The organism is Streptomyces sp. WMMC500, assembly GCF_027497195.1.
Lineage (GTDB): Bacteria > Actinomycetota > Actinomycetes > Streptomycetales > Streptomycetaceae > Streptomyces.
Genome location: NZ_CP114905.1, coordinates 6,627,808 through 6,649,647 on the forward strand (window position 1 = coordinate 6,627,808; position 21,840 = coordinate 6,649,647).

The following is a 21,840-nucleotide window of genomic DNA, read 5'->3' on the forward strand; positions in this document are numbered from 1 at the left end:
CAGCGCGGCGCGGCGCCGGCCGCTCACAGCGCCGCCCGTCCGCCGCTGAGGGCAGTGTTGCGCCGCGGAAACAGTGGTGATGCGGTGGGGTAACGGCACCGCCGCAGGGTGGGCCCATGAACCTGCCCGTGCCCGAAGCCGCCGCTCCCGCCGCTCCCGCCGGCGGGCGGCGCGTCGTGATCGTCGGCGGCGGCATGGCCGGTACGCGGCTCGCCCGGCAACTCGCGTCCGCGGGGGAGCACGTGACGATCGTCGGGGAGGAGCCGCACGCCGCGTACAACAGGGTGCTGCTCGCCGACGTCCTCGCCGGACGCTACGAACCGGACGTCATCCGCCTCCCCGACCTCCCCGCGGCCCCCGCCGTCCGCGCGCTGCGGGGTGTGCGCGCGCTGCGCGTCGACCGCGCCGCGCGCCGGGTGTGGTGCGACGACGGGCGGGAGGTGCCGTACGACGTGCTGGTCCTGGCCACGGGCGCCGCGCCCGTGCTGCCGCCGCTGCGGGGGCTGTGCGACGGCGCGGACGAGGCGCTGCCGGCGGGGGTGCACGCCTTCCGCACGATGGACGACTGCCTCGCGCTGAGGGGGGCGGCGGCGAGCGGCACGGCCGCGGTCGTCGTGGGGGGCGGGCTGCTCGGGGTCTCGGCGGCGCGGGCGCTGGCGCTGCGCGGGGCGCGGGTGGTGCTGGCGCAGCAGGGGGAGCGGCTGATGGAGCGGCACCTCGACCCGGCCGCGGCGCGACTGCTGCGGACGCACCTGGAGGACCTGGGCGTGGAGGTCCACACGGAGTGCCGCGTACGGGGCGTCCGCACGCACCCGGCACCGCCGGGGTCCCCGGCCCGCACGTCCCGGCCCCCGGCCGCCGACGGCTCCGCCGCGCCCGCGGGACCGGGCGGTACCGTCGCCGGCCTCGCACCGAGCTCCGACCACCGCCCGGGCCCGGACCCGGTCCCCGCGCACCCCGCCGACTCCACCGCCCGCCCCGGCCCGCACCCCGCCCTCCCACCCACCGCCCGTCCCGTGCCGGACCCCGGCCCCGCCACCGACGTCCCCTCCCGCGGCGCCGCCGTCCCCACCCGCGTCGTCACCGGGGTCGAGCTCGCCGACGGGCACGTCCTCGACGCCCGGCTCGTCGTCCTCGCCTGCGGGGTCCGGCCCCGGGCCGGGCTCGCCCGGGGCGCGGGGCTCCGCGTCGGCGAGGGCGTCGTCGTCGACGACGAACTCCGTACCTCCGACCCCGCCGTCCACGCCATCGGCGACTGCGCCGAGCACGCCGGCGTCCTCTACGGCCTCGCCGCCCCCGCCCTCGACCAGGCCGACCTGCTCGCCCGGGTCCTCACCGGCTCCCGCCCCGAGGACAGCGGCCCGCCCCGCTACGCCGGCACCCGCGCGCTGACCCGCCTCACCCTCCCCGCCGGCGAGCGCCCCCTCGACCTCGCCGTCTTCGGCGAGACCGAGCCCGCGCCCGGCGACGACGTCGTGCACCTCGCCGACGCCACCCGCCGCGTCTACCGCAAGGTCGTCGTCCGCGCCGACCGCCTCGTCGGCGGCATCCTCCTCGGCGACCTCGGCGCCGTCGGCACCCTCGCCCGCGCCTGGGAGGGCGACGACCCGCTGCCCCCCGGCACCCCGCTGCACCACCTGCTCACCGACCACCTCGGAGGCTCCTGACGATGGCGACCACGCCCACTTCCCCGACGCCCCCGCCCCGCACCATCGTGCTCGTCGGGCACGGCATGGTCGGGCAGCGGTTCCTCGAAGCCCTCGCCGAGCACCGCGTCACCGAGACCGCCCGCGTCGTCGTCTTCTGCGAGGAGCCCCGGCCCGCCTACGACCGCATGCACCTCACCTCCTACTTCTCCGGCACCACCCCCGACGGGCTCTCCCTCACCCCGGACGGCTTCCTCGCCGAGCACGGCATCGAACTCCACCTCGGCGACCCCGTCGCCGCCGTCGACCGCGCCGCGCGCACCGTCACCTCCGCCGCCGGCCGCACCGTCCGGTACGACGTGCTGGTGCTGGCCACCGGCTCGTACCCCTTCGTCCCGCCGGTCCCCGGCAAGGACGCCCGCGGCTGCTTCGTCTACCGCACGGTCGAGGACGTCCTGGCCATCGAGGCGTACGCGCAGGGCGCCACGGCCGGCGTCGTCGTCGGCGGCGGGCTGCTGGGTCTGGAGGCGGCGGGGGCGCTGCAGGGGCTGGGGCTGCGGACGCACATCGTGGAGTTCGCGCCGCGGCTCATGCCCGTACAGGTCGACGAGGGCGGCGGCGCCGCGCTCCGCCGCACGATCGGCGACCTGGGGCTCGACGTGCACACCGGCGTCGCCGGCAAGGAGATCCGCACCGACGCCGCGGGCGCGGTGACGGCGATGGAGCTGTCGGACGGCTCGGCGGTCGCCGCGGACCTCGTCGTCTTCTCCGCCGGCGTACGTCCCCGGGACGGGCTCGCCCGCGACGCGGGACTGGACGTCGGCGAGCGCGGCGGCGTCGTCGTCGACGAGCGGTGCCGGACCTCCGACCCCGCGGTGTTCGCCATCGGCGAGTGCGTTCTCGCCGCGGACGGGCGGGTGTACGGGCTGGTGGCCCCCGGGTACGAGATGGCGGAGACCGCCGCCGCCGCCATCGCGGCCGGCCCCGCCGCCGCCAGGAGCTTCACCGGCGCCGACACCTCCACCAAGCTCAAGCTCCTCGGCGTCGGCGTCGCCTCCTTCGGCGACGCCCTCGGCGCCGCCGACGACTGCCTCGACGTCGTCTACTCCGACTCCCGCGCCGGCCTCTACAAGAAGCTCGTCGTCGCCCGCGACGGCACCCTCCTCGGCGGCGTCCTCGTCGGCGACACCGACGCGTACGGCGTGCTCCGCCCGCTCACCGGCAGCGTGCCGCCCGTACCGCCCGAGCAGTTGGTGCTGCCGCCGGGCGCCGGCGCGCCCGCCGCCCTCGGGCCCTCCGCGCTCCCCGACGACGCCGTCGTCTGCAACTGCCACAACGTCTCCAAGGCCGCCATCCGCGGCGCCGTCGCCGACCACGGCTGCACCACCGTGCGCGAGGTGGAGAAGTGCACCCGCGCCGGCTCCGGCTGCGGCTCCTGCGAGAAGGTCCTCACCACCCTGGTCAACGACGAGCTGGAGGCGCGCGGCGTCGCCGTCGACAAGGGCCTGTGCCGCTGCTTCGCGCACACCAGGACCGAGCTGTACGAGATCGTCCGCGTCAAGCGCATCAGCTCCTACGTCCGCCTCCTCGACGAGCACGGCCGCGAGGAGGCCCGCAGCAGCGACGGCTGCGAGGTCTGCAAGCCGGCCGTCGCCTCGATCTTTGCCTCCCTCGCACCGGTCATCGGCGCCGACGGCTACGTGCTCGACGGGGAGCAGGGCGCCCTCCAGGACACCAACGACCACTTCCTCGCCAACCTCCAGCGCAACGGCTCGTACTCCGTCGTCCCGCGCGTGCCCGGCGGCGAGATCACCCCCGAGAAGCTGATCGTGCTCGGCGAGGTGGCGCGCGACTTCGGGCTCTACACGAAGATCACCGGCGGCCAGCGCATCGACCTCTTCGGCGCCCGCGTCGACCAGCTCCCGGCCATCTGGGCCCGCCTGGTCGACGCCGGGTTCGAGTCCGGGCACGCCTACGGCAAGGCGCTGCGCACCGTGAAGTCCTGCGTCGGGTCCACCTGGTGCCGCTACGGCGTGCAGGACAGCGTCCGCATGGCCATCGACCTGGAGCTGCGCTACCGCGGGCTGCGCTCGCCGCACAAGCTGAAGGCCGCCGTCTCCGGGTGCTCGCGCGAGTGCGCTGAAGCCCAGGGCAAGGACTTCGGCGTCATCGCCACGGCGAACGGCTGGAACCTGTACGTCTGCGGCAACGGCGGCGCCACCCCCCGCCACGCCGACCTGCTCGCCCAGGACCTCGCCGACGACGAGCTGATCCGGCTCATCGACCGGTTCCTGATGTTCTACATCCGCACCGCCGACCGGCTGGAGCGCACCTCGGTGTGGCTGGAGCGGCTGGAGGGCGGCCTCGACCACCTACGCGACGTCGTCGTCGACGACTCGCTCGGCATCGCGGCCGAACTGGAGGAGCAGATGACCGCGCACGTCGCGCACTACCGCGACGAGTGGGCCGCCACCCTGGCCGACCCCGAACGGCTGGGGCGCTTCGTCTCGTTCGTCAACGCGCCCGGCGTGCCGGACCCCACCGTGCGGTTCGTCCCCGAGCGCGACCAGGTCAAGCCCGACCTCACCCTGCTGTCAGGACCCGCCATCCCGGTGCGCGGGACGCTGGAAGGAGCCTCCGCATGACCACGACGGTGCCCGCGCCCGCCCGCACCGTGCTGCGCGTCGAGATCCGCACCGCGGCCGGCTGGCACCCGGTGTGCGACCTCGGCCTGCTCACCCACGGCCGGGGCGTCGCGGCCCTGCTCCCGGACGGCACGCAGACCGCGGTCTTCCTCGGCCGCACCGGCGCGGTCTACGCGATCGGCAACCGCGACCCGTTCACCGGCGCGTACGTGCTGTCGCGCGGGCTGCTGGGGTCGGCACCCGCGCCCGAGGGGGGCCGGCCGTTCGTGGCGTCGCCGCTGCTGAAGCAGCGGTTCGACCTGGCGACGGGGCGGTGCCTGGACGACGAGGAGGTGGCCGTGCCGGTGTACGAGGCGCGGATCGCGGAGGTGGCCGCGTAGCGGGGGGTACGGACCGCGGGCGCCGCCCGGCGCGTACCGTCGCGCCCCGTACGGACCGGGGCGTCCGGCCCGTACCGCCCGAACCCCCGCGCGGCCCCCCGGCTACCGTTCGGTCCATGGGGTACACCGACGCCGACCTCGAACGCTGGGCCCCCGAGCCCGACAAGCGCCCGGGCCGCACCGCGTTCCAGCGCGACCGCGCCCGCGTGCTGCACTCCGCCGCGCTGCGCCGGCTCGCGGGCAAGACCCAGGTCGTCACGCCCGGCGTCGGCGACGACGGCGAGGTCGGCCGAGCCCCGACGTTCGCCGACGCCACGCCGCGCACCCGCCTCACCCACTCGCTGGAGTGCGCCCAGGTCGGCCGTGAGCTGGGCGCGGCCCTCGGCTGCGACCCCGACCTGGTGGAGACCGCGTGCCTCGCGCACGACCTCGGGCACCCGCCGTTCGGCCACAACGGCGAGCAGGTGCTCGACGAGCTGGCCGCGCCCTGCGGCGGCTTCGAGGGCAACGCGCAGTCGCTGCGCCTGCTCACCCGGCTGGAGCCCAAGCGGTTCACCGACGACGGCCGGGCCGTCGGGCTCAACCTCACCCGGGCGGCCCTGGACGCCGCCACCAAATACCCCTGGACGCGCGGCGGCCACCCGGCGGGCCCGGACGCGGTCAAGTTCGGCGTCTACCCCGACGACGTGCCGGTCTTCGACTGGCTGCGCGCGGGCGTCCCCGGCGTCCCCCCGGGCCGTACGTGCTTCGAGGCGCAGGTCATGGACTGGTCCGACGACGTGGCGTACTCGGTGCACGACGTCGAGGACGGCCTGCACGCCGGCCACTTCGACCCCGCCGTGCTGCTCGCCGGGCCGGAGCGCGCCGAGGTCTTCGCCGTCGCCGCCGGGCGCTACGCCCCCGGCACGGACGCCGCGGAACTCGCCGACGCGCTCGACCGGCTGCTGGCCCAGGAGTGGTGGCCGCACGGCTACGACGGCACCGCCGCCGCGCAGGCCCGCCTCAAGGACGCCACCAGCCAGCTCATCGGCCGCTTCTGCCTCGCCGCCGAGGGCGCCACGCGCGCCGCGTACGGCACCGGCCCGCTGTCGCGCTACGCCGCCGAGCTGATCGTGCCGCGCGCGGAGCGGCTGGAGTGCGCGGTGCTCAAGGCGGTCGCGGACCGGTTTGTGATGCAACGGCCGGACCAGGAGCGGCTGCGGGCGGACCAGCGGGTCGTGCTGGGGGAGCTGGCGGAGGCGCTCACGGCGGGGGCGCCGGCCGGCCTGGACCCGCAGTTCCGGGCGCTGTACGGCCGGGCGGACGACGACGCCGGGCGGCTGCGGGCGGTGGTCGACCAGATCGCGGCGCTGACGGACGCGGCGGCGCGGCGGCTGCACGCGCGGCTGACGGGGTAGCGCGGGGCCGCCGCCGGGCGAACGGCGAGATCCGGCCACCGGCGCGCCGGCGGGTGCGGGGGCGGGCGGGGAGCGGTGAGCGCCCCGGGCCGCGTACCGGTCCTGTACACCGCCCCCGTACCCGCCCATCACCGCCCCCACCAGCCCGTTTCCCCACCACCCGCCCCTGTGCCGGCGCCGCACGCGGCCCGCCCCGCACCGCGGCGGTCCCGTTCGCCACCGCGCCCGTCCACGCAGCCCTGGCGCGCCTGCCCCTTCCGCCCCCGCGCCCCGGTGCGGGAGGCTCGCGGGGGCGGCAACACGGCCGAGGACACGGCAAAATGGATGGTCGGGGGCAGGGAGCTAGGAGGCGTGAAGTGGTCGACGCACATCAGACGTTCGTCATCGTCGGCGGAGGACTGGCCGGTGCGAAAGCGGCAGAGACGCTGCGATCGGAAGGGTTCACCGGCCGGGTCATCCTGATCGGCGACGAGCGCGACCACCCGTACGAGCGACCGCCGCTGTCCAAGGGCTACCTCCTCGGCAAGGAAGAGCGCGACAGCGTCTTCGCGCAGCCCTCCGGCTGGTACGCGGAGGCGGAGGTCGAGCTGCACCTCGGGCAGACCGTCACCGCGCTGGACCGCGCCGCCAGGACCGTGACCCTCGGCGACGGCACCCGCGTCCACTACGACAAGCTCCTCCTGGCCACCGGCGCCGAGCCGCGCCGGCTCGACATCCCCGGCACCGACCTCGCCGGCGTCCACCACCTGCGCCGCCTCGCCCACGCCGAGCTGCTGCGCGGCGTCCTCGCCGCCCTCGGCCGCGACAACGGCCAGCTCGTCATCGCCGGCGCCGGCTGGATCGGCCTGGAGGTGGCCGCGGCCGCGCGCTCGTACGGGGCGGAGGTCACGGTCGTCGAGCCGGAGCCCACGCCGCTGCACCGGGTGCTCGGCCCGGAGATCGGCCAGGTCTTCGTCGACCTGCACAGCGAGCACGGCGTGCGCTTCCACTTCGGCGCCCGGCTGACGGCGATCACGGGCAAGGACGGCATGGTGCTGGCCGCCCTCACCGACGACGGCGACGAGCACCCCGCGCACGACGTGCTGGCCGCCATCGGCGCCGCCCCGCGCACCGCGCTCGCCGAGGCCGCCGGGCTCGACGTGGTGCCGCGCGAGGAGGGCGGCGGCATCGCCACCGACGCCTCGCTGCGCACCTCGGACCCGGACATCTACGCCACCGGCGACGTCGCCGCCTTCCTGCACCCCGCCGCCGCGGGCGGCGGGCGGCTGCGGGTGGAGCACTGGGCGAACGCGCTCAACGGCGGCCCGGCCGCGGCCCGCGCGATGCTCGGGCAGGACGTGACGTACGACCGGGTGCCGTACTTCTTCTCCGACCAGTACGACACGGGCCTGGAGTACTCGGGACACGCGCCGCCCGGGTCGTACGACCAGGTCGTGTGCCGCGGGGACGTGGGGAGGCGGGAGTTCATCGCGTTCTGGCTCAAGGAGGGCCGGGTGCTCGCCGGGATGAACATGAACGTGTGGGACGTCACCGAGGGCATCCAGAACCTGATCCGCTCCGGCGCGCCCGTCGACGCCGACCGCCTGGGCGACCCGGCGGTGCCGCTGGCGGACCTGATCGCGTAGGGCGCGGGCCGCGGCGCACGGCCGCGGGCGGGGGGCGCAGCCGTACGGGCAACGCCCCCCGCCCGGCGGGTGTCCAGCGGCCCCGCCTTATCCTCGGGCGCATGGCCATCCGCACCGCCCGTGTCGACGTCGCCGAGATCTTCGCACTGCGCCACTCCGTGCTCCTGCCCGGCCGCCCGCCCGCCGAGGCGGAGTTCGCCGAGGACGGCGCGCCGGGCGCCTTCCACCTCGCCGCGTACGATCCGCGGGGCGCGGTCGCGGCCTGCGTCTCCTTCTGCCCCGAACTCCTCCCCGGCGACGACACCCCCGCCTACCGCTTCCGCGGCATGGCCAGCGCCCCCGCCGCCCGCGGCGAGGGCTACGGCGTCGCCGTCCTCGACGCGGGGCTGGCCGAGGCGGCGGCCCGCGGCGCGCACCTGGTCTGGTGCAACGCCCGTACGTCGGCCGCCGGGTTCTACCTCAAGCGCGGCTTCGAGGTGCGCGGCGCGGAGTTCGTCATCGAAGGGGTGGGCCCGCACGTGGTGATGACCACGAAGCCGACGACCGGCGCCTGACCCCGGGGCCCGCCGGCGGTACTCCCGCGGGAGTAGCAGCCGGTTCCGGCCACCCCGGGCAGTAGCGCCGGTTTCGGCCGCGGGGGCGAGGCACGCGCCCGGGAAGCCGGGGACGCTGGAGACGTACCAGCACAGCACCGGCAGCCGCCCCGGGACGACACGACCGGGCCGTCCGGGTGAGGAAGAGCCGCATGCCGTCACCGATACCGGTACAGGGGCGGTTCGTCGTGCCCCTGGGCAGGGACATCGCCCTGGCGGCGGCCGTGGCGGCGACGGCGGTGGGGCTCGCGCTGCGCGCGGACGTCGAGGTGGGTGCGCACCGCCCGGACCCGCTGGGCTGGGTGCTGCTGGTGGCCGCCTGCGGCGCGCTGGCGTGGCGGCGGCCCGCGCCGATGCTGACGTTCGCGGCGGTGATGGCCTTCCAGTTGCCGTACCACGGGCTGCAGAACATCCATAGCGGGCCGGTTCCCGCCACCGTCGTCGCCGTCTACTCGCTCGCCTTCGCCGGGCCCCGGCTGCGTACCGCGCTCGTCGTCGGCGGGCTGCACCTCGGGCTGATGGGGGTGCTGACGACCGTCGACATGAGCCGGGCCATGGACCTCCTGGGCGTCTCCGGCTGGGTCATCGCCGTCGGCCTCTTCGGCGAGGCCGCGCGGGTGCACCGCAACTACCTGTCCGCGATCGTCGAGCGGGCCGAACGGGCCGAGCGCACCCGGGAGGAGACCGCGGCCCGGCGGGTGGTCGAGGAGCGGCTGCGCATCGCCCGCGACCTGCACGACCTGCTGGCGCACAGCATCACGCTGGTCGGCGTGCAGACCTCCGTCGCCGCCCATCTCGTCGTCGCCGACCCGGACCGGCTGGACCGCAAGGCGGTCGCCGAGGTGCTGGAGGGGATCGCCGGCACCTGCCGGCACGCCCGCGCCGAGCTGCGTACGACGCTGCAGGTGCTGCGCGCCGGCGAGGGCGGCAAGGACGCCACCGGGCCGCTGCCGGGTCTTGCGGGCCTGGACGGGCTGGCCGAGGCGGCGCAGGCCGGCGGCGCCCGGGTGGAGCTGGCGGTCGCGGCGGACCTGGAGGTGCCGCAGGCGGTGGGGGCGGCGGCGTACCGGATCGTGCAGCAGTCGCTGACCAACGCCGTGCAGCACGCGGGTCCCGGCGTGCGGGTGCAGGTCGAGGTGCGGTACGACGGGGACGCGGAGGCGCTGTCGGTCCGCGTCACCGACGACGGCCCGGCCGGCTGCGAACAGCCGCTGCCGCCCGCGGGCCCGCGCCGCGAGGGCTTCGGCATCGCCGGCATGCGCGAACGCGCCCGCAGCGTGGGCGGGTTGCTCACGGCGGGCCGGCGCCCGGGCGGGTCCGGCTTCGCGGTGGCCGCCGTGCTGCCCTGCGGCCGGGAGGCGGACGAGTGAGCCGGCGGGCGGGCGGACCGCCGGCCCGGCGCCGCGGCGGCGGGGCGCGGGGGTGTCGGCGCCCGGCCGTAGACTGCACTCGTGGCAGGCAGGATCAACGACGACGACGTGCGGGCGGTCAGGAACGCGGTTCCGATCGACGCCGTCGTCTCCGAGTACCTGCAGCTCCGCCCCGGCGGCGGGGGAAACCTCAAGGGACTCTGCCCCTTTCATGACGAGAAGTCCCCTTCCTTCCACGTGAGTCCGGCCAAGGGCCTGTACCACTGCTTCGGTTGCCAGGAAGGCGGGGACACGGTCGACTTCGTCATGAAGGTCGAGCACCTGTCCTTCTCCGAGACCATCGAGCGCCTCGCCGCCCAGGCCGGCATCACCCTGCGGTACGAGGAGGGGGGCTACACCCCCGGCAGGCAGCAGGGCGAGCGGACGCGGCTGCTGGAGGCGCACAAGGTGGCCGCGCAGTTCTACACGGAGCAGCTCGGCTCCGCGGAGGCGGAGACCGGGCGCGCGTTCCTCGCCGAGCGCGGCTTCGACCAGGCGGCGGCGGAGCGCTTCGGGGTGGGGTACGCGCCGGCGGGCTGGGACCACCTCACGCGCTTCCTGCGCGGCAGGGGCTTCACCGACAAGGAGCTGACCCTCTCCGGACTCGCGCAGGACGGCCGCCGCGGGCCCATCGACCGGTTCCGCGGGCGGCTGATGTGGCCGATCCGGGACATCACGGGCGAGGTCGTCGGCTTCGGCGCCCGGCGGCTGCGCGAGGACGACAACGGGCCGAAGTACCTGAACACGCCGGAGACCCCGATCTACCGCAAGTCCCAGGTGCTGTACGGGATCGACCTGGCCAAGCGGGACATCGGCAAGCAGGGCCGGGCGGTCGTCGTCGAGGGGTACACGGACGTGATGGCCTGCCACCTGTCCGGGGTGACGACGGCCATCGCGACGTGCGGCACGGCGTTCGGCGGCGAGCACGTGAAGATCCTGCGGCGGGTGCTGACGGACAACTCCCGCTCCGAGGTGGTGTTCACGTTCGACGGCGACGCGGCGGGGCAGAAGGCGGCGCTGCGCGCGTTCGAGGACGACCAGAAGTTCGCGGCCCGGACGTCGATCGCGGTGAGTCCGGGCGGCATGGACCCGTGCGACCTGCGGCTGGCGAAGGGCGACGAGGCGGTGCGGCAGCTCATCGAGGAGCGCTCGCCGCTGTTCGGGTTCGCGATCCGCTCGTTCGTGACGCAGCACAACCTGGAGACGGCGGAGGGCCGTTCCGCGGCGCTGGAGCAGGCGGCGCCGGTGGTGGCGCGGATCAAGGACGTCGCGATCCGGCACGAGTACGCGGTGCGGCTGGCCGGGATGCTGGGGATTCTGGACGAACGGTTCGTGGTGGACCGGGTGCGGCAGCTCGCGCGGTACGCGGCGCAGGGCGGCGCGGGCCGCGGCCGGGGTCCCGGCCCGGGCCGGGCCGCGGGCGGCGGGCAGGGCGGCCAGGTCCCGGGCCGCGGCGCGGGAATGCCGCCGGCGGGCCCCGGACCCGCGGGTCCCGCGGCCGGCGCGGGCGGCCCGGCGCTGTATATGCGGACCCCGGCGCTGCACCGGGAGCGCGAACTGCTGAAGCTCGCGCTCCAGCACCCCGAGCTGGTCGCCCCCGCCTTCGACGCCTACCTCGCCGACGAGTTCACCGCCGCCCCGTACGCGACGGTCCGCGCCGCCGTCGAAGCGGCCGGCGGCGTGGCCGCCGCGGACGACGGCGCCGCCTACCTGGCCCGCGTCCGCGACGCGGCCCCCGACGACGGCGTCCGCTCGCTGATCACGGAACTGGCGGTCGAACCGATCCGCAGCCGCCGCGAACCGGACGCGATCTACGCGGGCGAACAACTGGCGGGCGTCCGCCTGGCGGCGGTGGACCGCCGCATCGAAGACGTCCGCAGCACGGTCCACCGCCTGGGCGCCCAGGGCCCACCGGACCGGTTCGAGACGGCCCAGCGCGAGCTATGGACACTCCAGCAGTACAGGGAATCCCTCCGCGCTCGCGGCGCGGCAGCGCTCTGAACGCGGACGCGGAGGCCGCGGCCTGGCCGCCGCGGCGGGTCAAGGTCACATCACTTTGTGAACGCATCCTCACACTCCGCAAGAACTGGCCTGCCCTGAGCGTGTACATTCGTCCGTTGCGTAACCATCCGGTCACGGGCCGGGCACAAAATATGGTCGCACGACCCTACTGCCGGGCGTGTGTCGTACCCCACACTGGGGGCGGTGCCTGAGTCCTCGGAGCGTGGCGGTGTTGCCCGGAAGGGGCGACAAGCCGCCAGGGATCCGCTACCCACGATCGGGACGGAAGGCGGCGAGTCCGCCGCAGCCGTTCCGCTGCCCCACGTCCCCGAACCGGCAGTGACCACCCTGGAGGTCGCCCCCGTGCAGACCCAGACCCTCAAGACTTCCGTACGGGCCGGGCGCGAGGGCGCGCCCGACGTCCTGACCCTGCCGAACGGGGCTCCGGCGGGGCTCGACGAGCCCGGGGCCGCGGCGGAGCCGATGCCCGCGCCGCCGCCGGCCGCCGCCGTGCGGCCCGAGCGCGGCGGGCCCACGTCCGACCTGTTCCGGCAGTATCTGCGCGAGATCGGCCGGATCCCGCTGCTCAGCGCCGCCGAGGAGGTGGAGCTGGCCCGGCGGGTCGAGGCCGGGCTCTTCGCCGAGGAGAAGCTCGCCAGCGAGCCGGACCTCGTCACGCAGCTCGCGCTGGACCTGGACAGGCTCGTCGTGCTGGGCCGCATGGCCAAGCGCCGCCTCATCGAGGCGAACCTGCGTCTCGTCGTCTCCGTCGCCAAGCGGTACGTGGGCCGCGGGCTGACGATGCTCGACCTGGTGCAGGAGGGCAACCTCGGCCTGATCCGCGCGGTGGAGAAGTTCGACTACGCCCGCGGCTACAAGTTCTCCACCTACGCGACCTGGTGGATCCGCCAGGCCATGTCCCGCGCCCTCGCCGACCAGGCCCGCACGATCCGGGTGCCGGTGCACGTCGTCGAGCTGATCAACCGGGTCGTGCGCGTCCAGCGCCGCATGCTCCAGGAGCGCGGCTACGAGCCGACGCCCGAAGAGGTCGCCACCCACCTCGGGCTGGCCGAGGAGCGGGTGAGCGAGGTGCTGCGGCTGGCCCAGGAACCCGTGTCGCTGCACGCGCCGGTCGGCGAGGAGGAGGACGTCGCGCTCGGCGACCTCATCGAGGACGGCGACGCCGCCTCCCCCGTGGAGTCGGCGGCGTTCCTGCTGCTGCGCGAGCACCTGGAGGCGGTCCTTTCGACGCTGGGCGAACGGGAGCGCAAGGTCGTGCAGTTGCGGTACGGGCTGATCGACGGCCGGCCGCGGACGCTGGAGGAGATCGGCCGCATCTTCGGCGTGACCCGCGAGCGGATCCGGCAGATCGAGTCCAAGACCCTCAACAAGCTCCGCGACCACGCCTTCGCCGACCAGCTCCGCGGCTACCTGGACTGAGGGAACCGGCCCGGCCGGACGGGCGCGTGGGGCCTGTGAAGGACCCCCGCCCGGCCGGACCGGCGCCTGCGAAGTTAACACCGCCCGGGTCGCGTTGAAAGACCTTGCAAGCATCTTTCCTATGGGTTGACGGCGTTCCGGCGTGCCCTCTACGGTCGGTCTGCAAAATCTTTCACCCCGAACACCGATACACCGATGTGGCTGTGGCGCGTCAGCCCTCCGAAGCGAGGAGGGTACACATGGCTCATCCGGTACGTGCACGGCTGCGCGGCCGGCGCCTGCTGCTCGGGACGGCGCTCGCCGGTCTCGTGCTCGGGCTGCTGCCCGCCGCCACGCAGGCGGACACCCGGGCGGATGCCGGGCCGGACACGGGCCCGGCCGCCGCCGGCAACGACGTCATCGCCAACCTGTGGTCCTGGAACTGGACGTCGGTCGCCGCCGAGTGCACCGACGTGCTCGGCCCCGCCGGGTACGCCGCCGTGTGGGTGGCGCCGCCCGCCGAATCACTGGCTCACCCCCAGCACCACTGGTGGGACGTCTACCAGCCCTACAGCTACGCCCTGAACGGCCGGCTCGGCAGCGAGGCCGACTTCACCGCCATGACCGCCGCCTGCAACGGCGCCGGCGTCGCCGTCTACACCGACGCCGTCGTCAACCACACCGCCGCGCAGACCGGCACCGGCTACGCCGGCACCGCGCTCGGCGACAAGTACGCGCCGCCCATGTACTCCCGGGCGGACTACAACGTCGACGTCTGCAACCGCGAGATCGCCGACTGGAACGACAAGTGGGAGGTGCAGAACTGCGAACTGCTGGGCCTGCCGGACCTCAAGACCGGCAGCGACGCCGTTCGCGACAAGATCGCCGGATACCTCAACGCGCAGATCGCGCGCGGCGTCTCCGGCTTCCGCGTGGACGCGGCCAAGCACATCCCGGCCGCCGACCTGGAGGCCGTCGTGGGCCGGCTGGACGACACCGCGGCCGGCGGGCGGCCGTTCGTCTTCCACGAGGTCTTCCCGGGCGGCACGCCCGCGCCCGACGAGTACTACGGCAGCGGCCGGGTCCTGGACTTCTTCTTCGGTGACCGGGTGAAGGCCGCGTTCCAGAGCGACATCGCCCAACTGGAGAACCTCGGCCCCGACCAGGGGCTGCTGCCCGCGCAGAACTCGGTCTCGTTCGTCACCAACCACGACACCGAGCGCAACGGCCGCCACCTGACGTACAAGGACGGCGACACCGCCGTCCTCGCCAACGTCTTCCAGCTCGGCTGGACGTCCGCGCCGCCCACCGTGTACGCGGGCTTCGCGTTCTCCGGCAACGACGACTCGCCGCCGGCCGACGCGGGCGGCTTCGTCACGGGCACGGACTGCGGCGCGGGCTGGTACTGCCTCGACCGCGACCCGCGGATCACGGGCATGGTCGGCTGGCGCAACGCCGTGGGCGACGCGGAGGTCACCGACTGGCAGTCGCCGCGCGGCAACGTCGTCGGCTTCGGCCGCGGGGGCGCCGGGTTCGTGGCGCTCAACAACACCGGCGAGCCGCTGAGCCAGGAGTTCGGCACGGCGGTCGCGGACGGCACCTACTGCAACGTGCTCGACGACTGCGCCTCCGAGGTCACCGTCGCCGGCGGGCGGGTCACGCTCGACCTGCCCGCCAAGGGCGCGGTCGCCTTCCACCCGTAGGAGCGGCGCCCCGCGCCCGGCCCGGCGCCCGCGGTCACGAACCCGCCGCGGGCGCCGAGGCCGTCGAGCCCCGTACCACGAGCTCCGGATGGAAGACGAACTCGGCGTGCGGCGCCGGGGTGCCGCCGATCTCCTCCAGCAGCGCCCGTACCGCCGCCTGCCCCATCGCCGTCACCGGCTGGCGCACCGTCGTCAGCGGCGGGTCGGTGAAGGCGATCAGCGGCGAGTCGTCGTAGCCCACCACCGACACCTGCCGCGGCACCGCGAGCCCCCGCTGCCGCGCCGCGCGGATGGCGCCCAGCGCCATCATGTCGCTCGCGCACACGACCGCCGTGCAGCCGCGGTCCAGCAGTGCCGCCGCCGCGGCCTGGCCGCCCTCCAGCGAGTACAGCGAGTGCTCGACGTCCGCCCGTGCGTCGTCCTCCGGCACGGACAGCACGTCGCGCATGGAGTCGAGGAACCCCTCGACCTTCCGCTGTACGGGCACGAAGCGGCCGGGGCCCAGCGCGAGCCCGATGCGGCGGTGGCCCAGGGAGGCCAGGTGGGTCACCGAAAGCCGCATCGCGTCCCGGTCGTCGGGGGAGATGAACGTGCCCTGGAACTTCTCCGAGTAGCCGTTGATCATCACGAACGGCACGCCCTTGCCCCGCAGCCGCGTGTAACGCTCCATGTCCGCGGTGGTGTCGGCGTGCAGCCCCGAGACGAAGACGATGCCGTCCACGCCCCGCTCCACGAGCATCTCGGTCAGCTCGTCCTCCGTCGAGCCGCCGGGCGTCTGCGCCGCCAGCACCGGCGTGTAGCCCTGCCGGGTCAGCGCCTGGCCGATGACCTGGGCGAAACCGGGGAAGATCGGGTTGTCCAACTCGGGGATGAGCAGCCCGATCAGGCCCGCGCTGCGCCGCCGCAGCTTCACCGGCCGCTCGTAGCCGAGCACGTCGAGCGCGGCCAGCACGGCCTGCCGGGTGGTGTCCGCCACGCCCGGCCTGCCGTTCAGCACCCTGCTGACCGTCGCCTCGCTCACCCCGGCCTGGGCCGCGATGTCGGCGAGCCGCGCGGTCGCGGGACCTGACTGTTCCTGGCGCACGTCGTGTCCTCCCTGGTTCTCGGCTGCGACCGTAACTCCTTGCAGAAATTCTTTGCAAGGTCTTTCGATCGCATGTCAATCCTGTTAGCTTCTCGGCGTCCGGCGCCGCGCTGCGCGGTCGCGGTTCCCTGCCCGAAGGAGAGTTCACTATGCGACGTGGCATAGCCGCCACCGCCCTGGCCGCCTCACTTGCCCTGACGGCCACGGCATGCGGGGACGACGGGGACGGCGGCGACGGCGGCGGGAGCGCTGGCGGGCAGGTGACGATCACCTGGTGGGACACCTCCAACGCCACCAACGAGGCCCCGACGTACAAGGCGTTGATCAAGGAGTTCGAGAAGGCGCACCCGGACGTCAGGGTCGAGTACGTCAACGTCCCCTTCGACCAGGCGCAGAACAAGTTCACCACCGCCGCCGGCACCAAGGGCGCCCCGGACGTCATCCGCACCGAGGTCGGCTGGACCGCCTCGTGGGCCAAGTCACAGTTCCTCGCCCCCCTCGACGGCACCCCCGCGCTGGCGGAGCAGGACGACTTCACGCCGTCGCTGCTGAAGCAGGCGCAGTACGAGGGCACCACCTACGGCGCCCCGATCGTCACCGACACGCTCGGGCTGATGTGGAACAAGGAGCTGCTGAAGAAGGCGGGCCACGACGCGCCGCCCGCCGACTGGGACGAGCTGATGGACCTCGCCGCCGACGTCGAGGACAAGACCGGCGCCGACGGCTTCTGGCTCAACAAGGACCCGTACTACACGCTGCCGTTCCTCTTCGGCGAGGGCACCGACATGGTCGACGCCGAGGCCGGGAAGATCACCGTCAACTCGCCCGAGGCCGTCACCGGCGTCGAGAAGGCAAAGGAGATCGCCGACGCGCCCGGCACCGCGGACCTGGACGTCACCGCCGACGCGTACGCCCACATGCAGGACGCCTTCGTGAACGGCAAGGTCGCCATGATCGTCCAGGGCCCGTGGGAGCTGACGAACGTCTACGCCGGGTCCGCCTTCAAGGACAAGGCCAACCTCGGCATCGCCCCCGTCCCGGCCGGCTCCACCGGCGAGGCCGGCGCCCCCACCGGCGGCCACAACCTCTCCGTCTACAACGGCTCCGACGAGGCCCACCAGGAAGCCGCGAAGGAGTTCGTCGGCTGGATGACCTCGGCGAAGACCCAGGCGAAGATCGCGCTGAAGAACGGCACCCTGCCCACCCGCACCTCCGCCTACACCGACGAGGTCAAGGCCGCCCCCGGCGTCGCCGACTACCAGCAGGTCCTCACCGACACCGCCCAGCCGCGCCCCGCGCTGCCCGAGTACAGCACCCTGCTCGGCGACGACTTCGCGCAGAACCTCGCTGCGATCCTCAAGGGCGACACCGGCGTCGAGGACGGACTCGACGCCACCGCCGAGAAGTTCACCGAGCTGGTCCCCGACTTCTCGTAGCACCGCAGCGGGCCGGAGGGGCACCGAATGATCAGCAGTCTGAAGCGGTCGTACAGCCGCCACTGGTACGCCTACGCCATGGTGGCCCCGGTCGTCGCCGTCCTCGGCGTGCTCGTGGCGTACCCGCTGGGCCGGGGCGTCTATCTGTCGCTGACCGACGCCACGAGCGACAACGTCGGCCGCACCATCGGCGTCAACGAGATCCCCGACAGCTTCTCCTTCGTCGGCTTCGACCACTACGTCGAGATCCTCACCGGCAGCGCCGCCGACACCTTCTGGAAGCAGTTCGTCTGGACGCTGTTCTGGACCGCCGCCTGCGTCGCCCTCCACTACGGCATCGGCCTGGGCCTCGCGGTCCTGCTCAACCGCCGGATGCGCGGGCGCACCCTGTACCGGCTGGCGCTGATCCTGCCGTGGGCGGTGCCGACGTTCGTCACCGTCTTCTCCTGGCGCATGATCCTCGCCGACGGCGGCGTGCTGAACTCCGCGTTCGCCTCCTTCGGCCTGCCCGAACCGGCCTGGCTCAGCGAGCCGTTCTGGCAGCGCACGGCCGCGATCGTCGTCAACACCTGGTGCGGGGTGCCGTTCATGATGGTCTCGCTGCTCGGCGGGCTGCAGTCGATCCCGAACGAGCTGTACGAGGCCGCCGAGACGGACGGCGCCACGCCCTGGCAGCGGTTCCGGTACGTGACGCTGCCCGGCCTGCGCGCGGTGAGCAGCACGGTGATCATGCTGGGCGTGATCTGGACGTTCAACCAGTTCATCGTCATCTTCCTGCTGTTCGGCTCCACCGCGCCCGACACCGAGATCCTCGTCACCTGGGCGTACCGGCTCGGCTTCGGCCAGACGCCGCGGGACTACGCCGGCTCCGCCGCGTACGGCGTGATCATCCTGTCCATGCTCGTCGTGCTGGTGTCGGTCTACCGCCGCTGGCTGAACCGCAACGAGGAGGCGGTGGCCCGATGACCCGCCAGACCCGAACCGCCGTCTCCCGCCCCGCGGGCGCCCGCCCGACCCGCGCTGCCCCCTCCCGCCCGACCCGCCCCGGTGGATCCCGTCCGCGCCGCCGCGGCGAGCGGAGCACCGCCGCGTCCGTCCTGCTGCACGGCACGCTGCTGGCGGCCAGCTTCGTCGCCCTCTTCCCGGTCGTCTGGCTGGCGTGGATCTCGCTCGGCCCCGACAAGACCGACTTCCTGCACGCCGGCGACATCGCCGGCAAGATCAGCCTGTCGAACTACACGACCGTGCTGTCCGACACCGACTTCCTGCACTGGGTCGGCAACTCGCTCGTCGTCAGCCTCGGTACGTGCCTGATCGGCGTCTTCGTCTCCGCCAGCGCCGCCTACGCCGTCTCCCGCATGCGCTTCCCCGGCCACCGGCAGCTCATGTGGACGTTCCTGGTCACGCAGATGTTCCCGTTCGCGATCCTCATCGTGCCGCTGTACAACATCCTGGCCGGGCTCGACCTGCTGGACACGTACTGGGCGCTGATCGCCGTCAACCTCACCCAGGCCGTGCCGTACTGCGCCTGGCTGCTCAAGGGCTACTTCGACACCATCCCGCACGAGATCGACGAGGCCGGCCGGGTCGACGGGCTCACGCCCTTCGGCACGTTCTGGCGGCTGGTGCTGCCGCTGGCCCGGCCGGGCATGGCGGTCGCGGCGTTCTACACCTTCATCACCGCGTGGGCGGAGTTCGCCTTCGCGTCGGTGTTCATGCTCAGCTCCGACAAGTACACGCTGCCCATCGGCCTGGCGACCTTCGTCAGCGAGCACGACCAGCAGTGGAACCTGATGGCCGCCACCGGCGTGCTCATCGGGATCCCGGCCGCGGCGTTCTTCTACCTCGTCCAGCGCCACCTGGTGACCGGCCTGACGGCCGGCGCCGCCAAGTCGTGAACTCCCGCGCCGCCCCGCACCCTCCCGCAAGCCACTGGACGCGGCCCGCCCGGCCGCCCGCCCACCGACGACCCGGGGAAGACATGACCCAGCACCTTGCCGCCCGTACGGCCGCCGACTCCGCCGACGCCCTCGACTGGTGGCGCGACGCGGTGATCTACCAGGTCTATCCGCGCAGCTTCGCCGACGGCGACGGCGACGGCAACGGCGACCTGCCCGGCATCCGCGCCCGGCTGCCGTACCTCGCGCGGCTCGGCGTCGACGCGGTGTGGCTCAGCCCGTTCTACGCCTCCCCGCAGGCCGACGGCGGCTACGACGTCGCCGACTACCGCGCCATCGACCCCGTCTACGGCACCCTCCACGACGCCGACGCGCTCATCCGCGACGCCCACGAACTGGGCCTGCGGATCATCGTGGACGTCGTGCCCAACCACTCCTCCGACCGGCACGAGTGGTTCCGCCGCGCCCTGCGCGAGGGCCCCGGCTCCCCGCTGCGCGCCCGCTACCACTTCCGCCCCGGCAAGGGCGCGCACGGCGAACTGCCGCCCAACGACTGGGAGTCCATCTTCGGCGGCCCCGCCTGGACCCGCTGCCCCGACGGCGAGTGGTACCTGCACCTCTTCGCCCCCGAGCAGCCCGACTTCGACTGGGAGCACCCGGCGGTCGCCGACGAGTTCCGCTCCATCCTGCGCTTCTGGCTCGACATGGGCGTGGACGGCTTCCGCGTCGACGTCGCCCACGGCCTGGTCAAGGCAGCCGGGCTGCCCGACATCGGCGGCGAGGACCAGTTGCGGCTGCTCGGCAACGCCGCCATGCCCTTCTTCGACCAGGACGGCGTGCACGACATCTACCGGAGCTGGCGCCGCGTCCTGGACGAGTACCCCGGCCGGCGCATCGCCGTCGCCGAGGCGTGGACGCCGACCGTGGAGCGCACGGCCAACTACGTACGCCCCGACGAGCTGCACCAGGCGTTCAACTTCCAGTACCTCGGCACCTACTGGGACGCCGCCGAGCTGCGCCCCGTCATCGACGCCTCGCTGGCGGCCATGCGCCCCGTCGGCGCCCCCGCGACCTGGGTGCTGTCCAACCACGACGTCACCCGGCACACGACCCGCTTCGGCAACCCGGCGGGCCTGGGCACCCAGTTGCGCTCGGCCGGCGACCCCGTCCGCGGCCTGCGCCGCGCCCGCGCCGCGACGCTGCTGATGCTCGCGCTGCCCGGCTCCGCCTACCTCTACCAGGGCGAGGAGCTGGGCCTGCCGGACGTCACCGACCTGCCCGACGAGGTGCGGCAGGACCCGGCGTTCGCGCGCGGGGCGGGACAGGACGGGTTCCGCGACGGCTGCCGGGTGCCGATCCCGTGGACGGTGGCGGGGAGTTCGTACGGGTTCGGGGACGGCGGCAGTTGGCTGCCGCAGCCGGCGGGCTGGGGGGAGCTGAGCGTCGAGGCGCAGACCGGCGACCCGGGCTCGACGCTGGAGCTGTACCGGGCGGCGCTGGCGATACGCCGGGAGCACCCGGCGCTGGGCGCGGGGGACGGGGTGGAGTGGCTGGACGCGCCGGAGGGGGTGCTGCTGTTCCGGCGGACGGCGGCGAGCGGCGCGGCGTTCGTGTGCGCGGCGAACACCACGGGCGCGGCGGTGCGGATCACGGTGCCGGCGGGGCGCAGGCTGCTGGCGAGCGGGGACACGGCGGAGGGCGACGGCGGCGGCGAGGTGGAGCTGCCGGCGGACACCACGGTGTGGTGGTCGGCGGCGGAGTCCTGAGCGCCACGGACCGGGGGAGCACCCGGTTCGTACGGTCCGGGAAACGCCCGTGCCGTACGGACCGGGCGCGCGTCTCGCGCCGTAGCGCACGGATCGCCGTGTCCCGGCCCGCCGGTTGCCGATAGCCTCGGTGAGCTGGACTGGGGCGAGCGCGGAGGCAGTTGATGCCGGGTGGGGAGACGGGGACGCCGGATGTCCGGGGCGGCCGGGGCAGACGCCGCGACCTGCGGGGCCGCCCCTTCCCCGGCGCCGCGCTGGAGGCGGCCGGCGGGCAGGCGGAGATCCTGCGGGAGCTGCGGGCCTGGGCCGAGCAGGAGGCCGAGGACGCCGTCGAGTGGTATCTGAAGGACAAGCGCCTCAAGCGCCGCGGCTCCCGCGTCGTCACCGCGCTGACGATCCTCCTGGCCGTCGCCGGCACGCTGATCCCGCTGGCGAGCGCCATCTCCGGCGGCCCGCCGCAGGGCTGGGGATACGTGCTGCTGGCGCTGGCCGCCGGATGCAAGGGGTTCGACCACTTCTTCGGCCTGTCCTCGGGCTGGATGCGCGACATCACCGCGGCACAGGCCCTGCGCGCGGAGCTGAACGACTTCCGGCTGGCCTGGGCGGCGGAGCAGCTCCGCGCGGCCGACGGCACGGCCGCCACCGCCCCGGACGGCGCCGCCGGCGCCCTCGACACCGCGGCGCTGGAGCGCCGGCTGGTGCTGCTGACGTCGCTGGTCGAGGCCGTACGCCGGCAGGTGGAGGCGGAGACGGCGGAGTGGCTGAGCGAGTTCCGCGCCACGGCGCAGCAGCTCCAGGACCACGCGGGACCGCCGCCCGGCGAGCGGGGGTGAGGCGG

Annotated in this window: 16 protein-coding genes; 15 read left to right on the top strand and 1 reads right to left on the bottom strand. The window is 74.4% G+C overall.

The genetic code is table 11. The features are described from left to right. Nucleotides 1-116: 116 nt before the first annotated feature. The 10 genes from O7599_RS28500 (at nucleotide 117) to O7599_RS28545 (ending at nucleotide 14,818) form a co-directional block, all read left to right on the top strand. On the top strand, nucleotides 117-1,667 hold the full coding sequence (locus O7599_RS28500; RefSeq protein WP_281618468.1) for an FAD-dependent oxidoreductase: 1,551 nt from the start codon (nucleotides 117-119) through the stop codon (nucleotides 1,665-1,667). A gap of 2 nt (nucleotides 1,668-1,669) precedes the next feature. Next, nucleotides 1,670-4,291, top strand: coding sequence for a nitrite reductase large subunit NirB (gene nirB / locus O7599_RS28505; RefSeq protein ID WP_281618469.1), 2,622 nt, complete (start codon nucleotides 1,670-1,672; stop codon nucleotides 4,289-4,291). After that, the gene (nirD, locus tag O7599_RS28510) at nucleotides 4,288-4,671 is read left to right on the top strand and encodes a nitrite reductase small subunit NirD (RefSeq protein WP_281618470.1); all 384 of its coding nucleotides are present in this window, start codon (nucleotides 4,288-4,290) and stop codon (nucleotides 4,669-4,671) included. The genes nirB and nirD overlap by 4 nt, the downstream gene beginning before the upstream one ends. 116 nt (nucleotides 4,672-4,787) lie before the next feature. Then, nucleotides 4,788-6,068 (top strand): deoxyguanosinetriphosphate triphosphohydrolase, encoded by a 1,281-nt coding sequence (locus tag O7599_RS28515; protein WP_281618471.1) that lies wholly within the window; start codon nucleotides 4,788-4,790, stop codon nucleotides 6,066-6,068. 356 nt (nucleotides 6,069-6,424) lie between these two features. Then, nucleotides 6,425-7,693, top strand: coding sequence for an FAD-dependent oxidoreductase (locus O7599_RS28520; RefSeq protein ID WP_281618472.1), 1,269 nt, complete (start codon nucleotides 6,425-6,427; stop codon nucleotides 7,691-7,693). Nucleotides 7,694-7,794: 101 nt separating this feature from the next. Next, nucleotides 7,795-8,247: a GNAT family N-acetyltransferase gene (locus tag O7599_RS28525; protein WP_281618473.1), complete on the top strand. Its 453-nt coding sequence runs from the start codon at nucleotides 7,795-7,797 to the stop codon at nucleotides 8,245-8,247. 191 nt (nucleotides 8,248-8,438) lie between these two features. Continuing rightward, a complete protein-coding gene (locus O7599_RS28530; RefSeq protein ID WP_281618474.1) occupies nucleotides 8,439-9,656 on the top strand; it encodes a histidine kinase in 1,218 nt (405 codons plus the stop codon). Nucleotides 9,657-9,737: 81 nt separating this feature from the next. Beyond that, nucleotides 9,738-11,696: a DNA primase gene (gene dnaG, locus O7599_RS28535; protein ID WP_281618475.1), complete on the top strand. Its 1,959-nt coding sequence runs from the start codon at nucleotides 9,738-9,740 to the stop codon at nucleotides 11,694-11,696. Nucleotides 11,697-11,876: 180 nt separating this feature from the next. After that, nucleotides 11,877-13,136, top strand: coding sequence for an RNA polymerase sigma factor (locus tag O7599_RS28540; RefSeq protein ID WP_281618476.1), 1,260 nt, complete (start codon nucleotides 11,877-11,879; stop codon nucleotides 13,134-13,136). A 239-nt stretch (nucleotides 13,137-13,375) separates the two neighbouring features. Then, on the top strand, nucleotides 13,376-14,818 hold the full coding sequence (locus tag O7599_RS28545; protein ID WP_281618477.1) for an alpha-amylase family protein: 1,443 nt from the start codon (nucleotides 13,376-13,378) through the stop codon (nucleotides 14,816-14,818). A gap of 34 nt (nucleotides 14,819-14,852) precedes the next feature. Here the strand turns inward: O7599_RS28545 and O7599_RS28550 are convergent, their stop codons facing one another. Continuing rightward, nucleotides 14,853-15,902: a LacI family DNA-binding transcriptional regulator gene (locus tag O7599_RS28550; RefSeq protein WP_281618478.1), complete on the bottom strand. Its 1,050-nt coding sequence runs from the start codon at nucleotides 15,900-15,902 to the stop codon at nucleotides 14,853-14,855. A gap of 149 nt (nucleotides 15,903-16,051) precedes the next feature. Here O7599_RS28550 and O7599_RS28555 point away from each other — a divergent pair, with 149 nt between their 5' ends. The 5 genes from O7599_RS28555 (at nucleotide 16,052) to O7599_RS28575 (ending at nucleotide 21,835) form a co-directional block, all read left to right on the top strand. Next, on the top strand, nucleotides 16,052-17,338 hold the full coding sequence (locus tag O7599_RS28555; protein ID WP_281618479.1) for an extracellular solute-binding protein: 1,287 nt from the start codon (nucleotides 16,052-16,054) through the stop codon (nucleotides 17,336-17,338). Between the two features lie 27 nt (nucleotides 17,339-17,365). Then, nucleotides 17,366-18,304, top strand: a complete 939-nt coding sequence (locus tag O7599_RS28560) for a sugar ABC transporter permease (RefSeq protein WP_281618480.1) — start codon at nucleotides 17,366-17,368, stop codon at nucleotides 18,302-18,304. After that, nucleotides 18,301-19,236 carry a carbohydrate ABC transporter permease gene (locus tag O7599_RS28565; RefSeq protein WP_281618481.1) on the top strand — a complete coding sequence of 312 codons (936 nt, stop codon included), beginning with the start codon at nucleotides 18,301-18,303 and terminating at the stop codon, nucleotides 19,234-19,236. Before O7599_RS28560 ends, O7599_RS28565 begins: the two co-directional genes overlap by 4 nt. An 83-nt stretch (nucleotides 19,237-19,319) precedes the next feature. Next, nucleotides 19,320-21,002, top strand: coding sequence for a glycoside hydrolase family 13 protein (locus O7599_RS28570; protein WP_281618482.1), 1,683 nt, complete (start codon nucleotides 19,320-19,322; stop codon nucleotides 21,000-21,002). 164 nt (nucleotides 21,003-21,166) lie between these two features. After that, complete coding sequence (locus tag O7599_RS28575) at nucleotides 21,167-21,835, top strand: SLATT domain-containing protein (protein WP_281618483.1); 669 nt, start codon at nucleotides 21,167-21,169, stop codon at nucleotides 21,833-21,835. Nucleotides 21,836-21,840: the final 5 nt, after the last annotated feature.